Source organism: Alkalibacterium sp. (assembly GCF_046484155.1).
GTDB lineage: Bacteria > Bacillota > Bacilli > Lactobacillales > Carnobacteriaceae_A > Alkalibacterium.
The window spans coordinates 1-6,763 of sequence record NZ_JAWOBT010000026.1; the positions used below are offsets into that span (position 1 = coordinate 1).

At 41.3% G+C, this 6,763-nt stretch carries 6 protein-coding genes; 4 read left to right on the top strand and 2 right to left on the bottom strand.

Features of this window, described 5'->3' with window-relative positions; all coding sequences use genetic code 11:
- Positions 1–688 precede the first annotated feature (688 nt).
- Positions 689–2,212 (top strand): glycerol kinase GlpK, encoded by a 1,524-nt coding sequence (glpK, locus tag R6U02_RS02070; RefSeq protein WP_410261974.1) that lies wholly within the window; start codon positions 689–691, stop codon positions 2,210–2,212.
- A gap of 336 nt (positions 2,213–2,548) precedes the next feature.
- On the opposite strand, the gene dhaQ is transcribed toward glpK, so the two are convergent.
- Together dhaQ and dhaS are read right to left on the bottom strand one after the other, a co-directional pair.
- Positions 2,549–3,535, bottom strand: a complete 987-nt coding sequence (dhaQ, locus tag R6U02_RS02075; protein WP_410261975.1) for a DhaKLM operon coactivator DhaQ — start codon at positions 3,533–3,535, stop codon at positions 2,549–2,551.
- 5 nt (positions 3,536–3,540) lie between these two features.
- The gene (dhaS, locus tag R6U02_RS02080) at positions 3,541–4,089 is read right to left on the bottom strand and encodes a dihydroxyacetone kinase transcriptional activator DhaS (RefSeq protein ID WP_410261976.1); all 549 of its coding nucleotides are present in this window, start codon (positions 4,087–4,089) and stop codon (positions 3,541–3,543) included.
- Between the two features lie 178 nt (positions 4,090–4,267).
- On the opposite strand from dhaS, the gene R6U02_RS02085 reads away from it, so the two are divergent.
- The 3 genes from R6U02_RS02085 to R6U02_RS02095 form a co-directional block, all read left to right on the top strand.
- Positions 4,268–5,371: a glycerol dehydrogenase gene (locus R6U02_RS02085; protein WP_410261977.1), complete on the top strand. Its 1,104-nt coding sequence runs from the start codon at positions 4,268–4,270 to the stop codon at positions 5,369–5,371.
- 167 nt (positions 5,372–5,538) lie between these two features.
- Positions 5,539–6,528 carry a dihydroxyacetone kinase subunit DhaK gene (gene dhaK, locus R6U02_RS02090; RefSeq protein ID WP_410261978.1) on the top strand — a complete coding sequence of 330 codons (990 nt, stop codon included), beginning with the start codon at positions 5,539–5,541 and terminating at the stop codon, positions 6,526–6,528.
- Between the two features lie 16 nt (positions 6,529–6,544).
- On the top strand, positions 6,545–6,763 hold a 219-nt coding region (locus tag R6U02_RS02095), incomplete at its 3' end, for a DAK2 domain-containing protein (protein WP_410261979.1).

The window sequence follows — 6,763 nt, forward strand, 5'->3', positions numbered from 1 at the left end:
CTTTTTCATTATTTCAGATTAGGTGTGAGACTTTTGTCCCACCCTCTTTTTTGTTTCTCAAAGCTTCTTTTTACGGTGCGGTATAGTTGAAGAAGACGTGTTCAGATCGAACTATAAATAGAGAGTGGTTTGTTCTAGTTGCGACGGATATGTCATATGTAAAGTATAATTAATTGTAGCGTTACTGTAGGTCAACTCGAAATTAACAGACTGAACTGCAACCATTCGGAAGCTATACAAAGTTCAGCCAGTTGACGTGTGTGTAGACTGAACCTAACGAGGCGATAGCTGAAGTTCAAGAAGGACTATCATGCTGAACTTCATTCAAGTGTCTGCTAAATTAAGTCGATTCATCATGATGAACACCGAACTAAAGCTATCCCCACTATAAATAAAGTTCATTCTACAACGACGGCACCAGACTCAAATTACACCACCCTTGATACATACAGAAGCATGAATATTCTTTTGAAAATATCAAATGTTGACTAATCTGGCCAGGACAGATTAAACATCTCTTAGTTAAATCAATGAGTAGATACTCTTTTTCGAGCAAAAATAGCTACTTGAAAAAGTAAGCCTGTTCGCCAACTCACATGCTTTTAATTGGATGAAATGATTTCTGAAATGGTATACTGATCAGTGACGGTAAGCCTTTTCAAAACAAGATAAAGGGGAGAATACATACATGGCTGATTACATCATGGCGATAGACCAGGGTACAAGCATTACCCGAGCAATTATTTTCGATAAAGACGGTGAACCGCGGTGGAAAGCTCAAAAAGAGATCAATCAATATTATCCTGAACCAGGGTGGGTCGAGCATGATGCCAATGAAATTTATTTAAAGACGCTTCAAGTCGTAGCCAGCGTTATGATCGAAGCAGAAATAGAAGCAGACGAGCTGGATAGCATAGGCATCACGAATCAACGGGAAACAACGGTTATTTGGGACAAGGAAACAGGCGAGCCTATCTACCAAGCCGTCGTCTGGCAATCCAAACAGACTTCAAAGATAGCAAACCAGCTGATGCAAGACGGCCATAAAGAGATGATTCACAGTAAAACGGGGCTGATCATAGATTCCTATTTCTCGGCAACTAAAATTAAATGGATCTTAGATAGAGTGGAAGGGGCGAGAGAACGGGCCGAAAAGGGTGAGCTTTTATTCGGAACGATCGATACCTGGTTACTCTGGAAATTGACAGGTGGCGAGGTGCATGCCACGGACTATTCTAATGCCAGCCGGACCATGCTTTATAATATTTACGATTTGAAATGGGATCAGGATATCTTGGAATTGCTTGATATACCTGAAATTATGCTGCCCGAGGTCCGTCAGTCATCCGGGATATTTGGTGAGACCATGGATGCCATATTCAAGGGAGTTAGCGTGCGGATTGCCGGAATTGCCGGCGATCAGCAGGCCGCCCTCTTTGGTCAGACCGCTTTTGAAAAAGGAATGGTTAAAAATACTTACGGCACCGGTGCATTCATCATCATGAATACCGGCAAAGAACCGATCCAGTCAGAAAATGGGTTATTGACGACTCTGGCGTATGGCCTTGATGGCGAAGTGTACTATGCACTAGAGGGAGCGATTTTTGTTGCGGGATCGGCCATTCAGTGGCTGAGAGATGGCTTGCGTATGTTTAGAAAGGCTTCCAAAACAGAAGAGTTTTCGACCCGTGTAAAAACGACGGACGGCGTCTATGTGGTGCCGGCATTTACCGGCTTAGGCGCACCGCACTGGGATCAGGATGCCAGAGGGGCCGTGTTTGGCCTGACTCGGGGTACAGAAAAAGAGCACTTCATTCGGGCAACATTGGAATCGCTGGCCTATCAGACACGTGACGTTGTCGATGCGATGAATGAAGATGCCGGACTCAAGACCGAAACGATGCGGGTGGATGGTGGAGCCAGCATGAATGATTTTTTGATGCAGTTCCAATCGGATATCTTGAACGTCACCATCGAACGCTCTAAAATCATGGAAACAACAGCCTTGGGATCCATCTATCTGGCAGGTTTAGCCACTGGCTTCTTTAAAGACTTAGACGAAATCAAAGCGAAATGGGAAAAATCAGCTACCTTTGAACCCCAGATGTCGGAAGAAAAACGTGAAGACCTTTATGCAGGCTGGCAAGCTGCGGTAAAAGCGACACGTTCATTTAAATTCAAACCGAAGAAAATGAATGATAAAAATAAGTAACGGTGTAATTTTAGAGAAAAATAACTTCTGATCATGTAATCTTTCGGCTCAGACGAGGAAGCCAATCATCTGTCAGGTGGGTATGGGTCGAACGGATTCCACGTCTCACTAGTTCCCCTTAGCATGGTTTTCTTAACCAGTTCTTAAATCTCACATTATTTTTTTATAAAAAAGAATCCATTAAAGTCAGATTTCAAGTCTGACTTTAATGGATTTGTATCATTTGTGTCACTCTCTTGGGTGTTTGCTAGTAATGGTTCTTAAATATCATTCGATTCATTTTATTATAGGATTTTCCACATGCAGATCTGGCGGGTTATCGATATAAATAGCGTTTTACCAGTGTGAAGCATCGGTCGGTTGCTGAAGGGCTTCGACCCATTGCTGATCAACGATTTTTAATAATGTCAATGATATGCCATGCATGTTATAGGAGGTCAAGTGAGTACCGACTTTTACAAAAGGTATATCAAGATGCTCCATGTTGAATAAACGTCTCAAGTCATTTGCAAATATATATTGTTCCATTAATGGAGTAGAGCCAAGCCCGTTGACTAATAGTGCATATTTTTCATGAGGAGCCCAATTGTTAAGTCGTCTGAGCTTATTTATCAGTTCAATTGCTAACTGTTCCGAAGAAATATAGGGTTCTTTCCGATAACCTTTTTCGCCGTGGATCCCTACGCCAAAATAGACTTCATCGTCATTAAGCATATAAGAGGGTGTTTGGTTTCCAGGCAATCTAGCTGGAGTCAAAGCCACACCTAACGTATAGAGATTTTCAATTATATTATTACCGAGAATTGTTAATTCTGTAAGTTCCATTCCTTGTTGCGCATAAGCTCCCAATATTTTATGTACTAAAATAGTACCGGCAACGCCGCGGTGTCTTTTTTTATAGGATACATCATTTTCGATAGAGTGGTCATCCGTCACGATGATCATTTCTACGATATGACCCATTTGCTCGGCGTCTTTTTTTGCTTGAGAGAAAACAGCAATATCGCTGGCATAGTTTTTCACTATTAAAAGGACGCCTTTTCCAGCATCTGTTTTTTTGATCGCTGCTAACACAGCATCAGCAGAAGGGGGGACAAATAAGTCGCCATTTACACTCGCTGTTAACATTCCTTCTCCTACATAACCAAAGTGAGCAGGTTCATGTCCGCTCCCTCCACCGCTAATTAGTGCCACTTGATTTTCTTTTTGTCTATAAATGATTTTATGCTTTGAGTCATAATCAATCAAGTGTTTACGTTCGAAAAAATATCCTTGCAGCATTGCCTCTACGCTGTTTTTTGGGTTGTTTTGAATATATTTCACTTCAATCACTCCTTATCATGCATCTTATTTAATAAATCTCTGGACATATATTCTGCCATTTCTTCGGGTGGAATCTGACATCCAGATTGAATCCAGTCTTTAATGACTCCTACTAAACCATGACTTAAAAAACTGGAAATAAGATTGTTATTTTCATTGAATGTTACCTCTGTAGGATGATGGATATCAGAAAGTGCTCTTGAGAATAATGATTTCAAGTTGGAATATAAATATTCTATGAATTGATTCTGTTCAGAAACAGCAAGTGCATTTTTATAAAATTTTTGTTCTCTGTCAAAATAAACAAATATCTGCTTCAAAATTATGTCCCAGCGCTCATATCCGATCAAATCGCTGATGTTTTCTTTACTTTCCGTTTTAAAAATCCATTCTAATAACTCATATTTATCTTGAAAGTGATAATAGAATGTCTGTCTTCTCATATCAGCATTTTTCATGATGTCACTGACAGAAATTTTAATAAAGGACTCCTTTTGCATCAATAACTTAAACGCATTTGCAATAATTCTTTTGGTGATCAGTGATTGGTCCATTCAAATCCCCCTTTTATAGTATAGACTATAAAATATTAATTAACGAGTGTCTAATAACAGCATTTTTGACAGATTAGTGAAATTGTCCGTTTCGTTTTAAGCGCTTTCATATTATAATGAACTTAATCCTTCCATATTTCATATTATATGAAAGGGAAAATCTTTAGGAGGTTTTAGAATGGATAAAATATTTGTCAGTCCAAGTCGTTACATTCAAGGGAAAGATTTAATGCACCATGCCGGTCAGTATATGGAACACTTCGGTAAACAAGTTATCGTCCTAGCCGATGATTTTGTGCAGGACCTTGCCGCCAATAAATTGATCGAGAATTTATCAGATACCTTTACAATAACCAAAGTGACCTTTAATGGTGAATGTTCCATGAAAGAAATTAATCGTATCAGTGAAATTGCCAAAGAAAAAGCTGTTGATTTTGTCTTGGGTATGGGTGCGGGCAAAGCGCTGGATACCGCCAAAGCCGTCGCAGATAACATGAAGGTCCCTGTCGTTGTCTTTCCAACGCTTGCTTCAACGGATGCACCGACATCAGGTTTATCAGTAGTTTATACGGAAGACGGGGCTTTTGAACAGTACTTATTCTATAAAAAAAATCCGGATTTGGTCTTGATGGATACTAAAATCATCGCTGGAGCCCCGGCGCGTATGTTAGCTTCAGGTATTTCTGATGCCATGGCTACCCTGGTTGAAGCCCGTGCTGTGAAACAGAAAAACGGGAATACCATGAGTGGTGGTAAAGCAACGATCGCAGGTTTTGCGATTGCGGAGAAATGTGAGGAAGTATTATTTGATTATGGAATTTTAGCCTATGAATCCAATAAACATAAGGTAGTGACACCGGCACTTGAAGCAATTGTTGAGGCAAATACTTTACTTTCAGGTTTAGGTTTTGAAGATTCTGGCCTTGCTGCAGCACATGCTATCCATAATGGCTTTACTGCTGTTGACGGAGAGATTCATCATCTGTCCCATGGTGAAAAAGTAGCCTATGGTACGTTGACTCAACTTGTACTTGAAAATAAAACGATCAACGAAATCGATCGCTACCTCGAGATGTATGTAGCCCTGGATCTGCCTGTCACATTAGAACAGATGCACCTAGAAGATAAATCATATGAAGAATTGCTGGCAGTAGGGAAAGCCGCAACAAAAGAAGGCGAAACGATGAGTAATATGCCATTCACTGTCACGCCTGAAGATGTAGTGGAAGCCATCCGAGCAGTTGATGTATACGCAAAAGCTTACCTGAAAAGAACCAAATAAATCAAGTTGGGAGTGATGCTATGCATAGGATGACGTTCCTATCGTCTAGTGTCACTTTTTTCCTTGATATGACAAATCGACAGGTCGAAAAGGTTTCGTTTGGAATAGGAAACAGCGATCGTGAGCGAACAATCAAATCGACTAGAGAAGACAGGGAGGAAGCAAAATTGAAAAAAATTATAAATGATTCGAGTAGAGTGGTCGATGAAATGATCGACGGGTTCTGTTTTGCTCATCAAGAACTGGTGAAAAAACTTGAAGACTATCGTGTGATCGTGAGTAGAGACATTGAAAACCAGGTCGGACTCGTCAGTGGTGGCGGCAGTGGCCATGAACCTGCTCATGCAGGCTTCATCGGGGAAGGCATGCTTTCTGCAGCGGTTTGCGGCGAAGTATTTACCTCCCCGACACCAGATCAAATACTAGAAGGGATCAAAGCGAGCGACAACGGACAGGGCGTCCTTCTGGTCGTGAAAAATTATACCGGTGACGTCATGAACTTTGACATGGCAAAAGAACTGGCTGAAATGGAAGACATAGCAGTGGAAACGGTGCTGGTAGATGACGATATCGCGGTTGAAGACAGTACTTATACTGCAGGAAAAAGAGGCGTCGCCGGGACCATTTTTGTTCATAAGATCCTTGGAGCTTATGCGCGACAAGGAAAAACTTTACAGGAATTAAAAGAGCTTGGAGATGAGCTGGTCGGAAGGATCAAAACAATCGGGGTCGCTTTGACGGCTGCCACTGTTCCGGAAGTGGGCAAACCGGGTTTCGACCTGAGCGCTGATGAACTGGAGTATGGTGTAGGCATCCACGGAGAACCTGGATACTTGAGAGAAAAATTAAAAACCTCTCAGGAGATCGCGAAAGAACTGGTGGATAAATTGTCCCAGTCCTTCACTTTTAAAGAGGATGGACAGTATGGGATTTTAGTCAATGGCTTAGGAGCTACACCGTTGATGGAGCAATATATCTTTTTGAATGATGTCAAAAAAGAACTCGATGCATCAGACATGCAGATTGCCTATACGAAAGTAGGGAACTATATGACGTCTCTCGATATGGCGGGAGTATCGTTGACGATGATCGAGTTTAGTGGAACAAGTGAAATATCTGCATTGAATGAAGAAGTAAATACAGCCAGCTGGGGATAGGAAGGAATGAAAGGGAATGACATTAACAACTGACGAAACAAGACAATGGTTACTTGAATTCGGTAAAAGGATTCAAGAGCAGAAACAATATTTAAGTGATCTCGACCAGGCGATCGGCGATGGGGACCATGGCTCTAATATGTCACGAGGGGTAACGGCTGTCGAAGAAGCGATCAAGGATGACAGTTTGACGAAACCCAGTGAGGTGATGAAAAAAGCAGCTATGGCGATGATC

Coding starts and splice junctions, on each gene's coding strand:
- dhaS (WP_410261976.1), bottom strand. CDS start 4,089: ATGGACCAATCACTGATCACCAAAAGAATTATTGCAAATGCGTTTAAG.
- R6U02_RS02085 (WP_410261977.1), top strand. CDS start 4,268: ATGGATAAAATATTTGTCAGTCCAAGTCGTTACATTCAAGGGAAAGAT.
- glpK (WP_410261974.1), top strand. CDS start 689: ATGGCTGATTACATCATGGCGATAGACCAGGGTACAAGCATTACCCGA.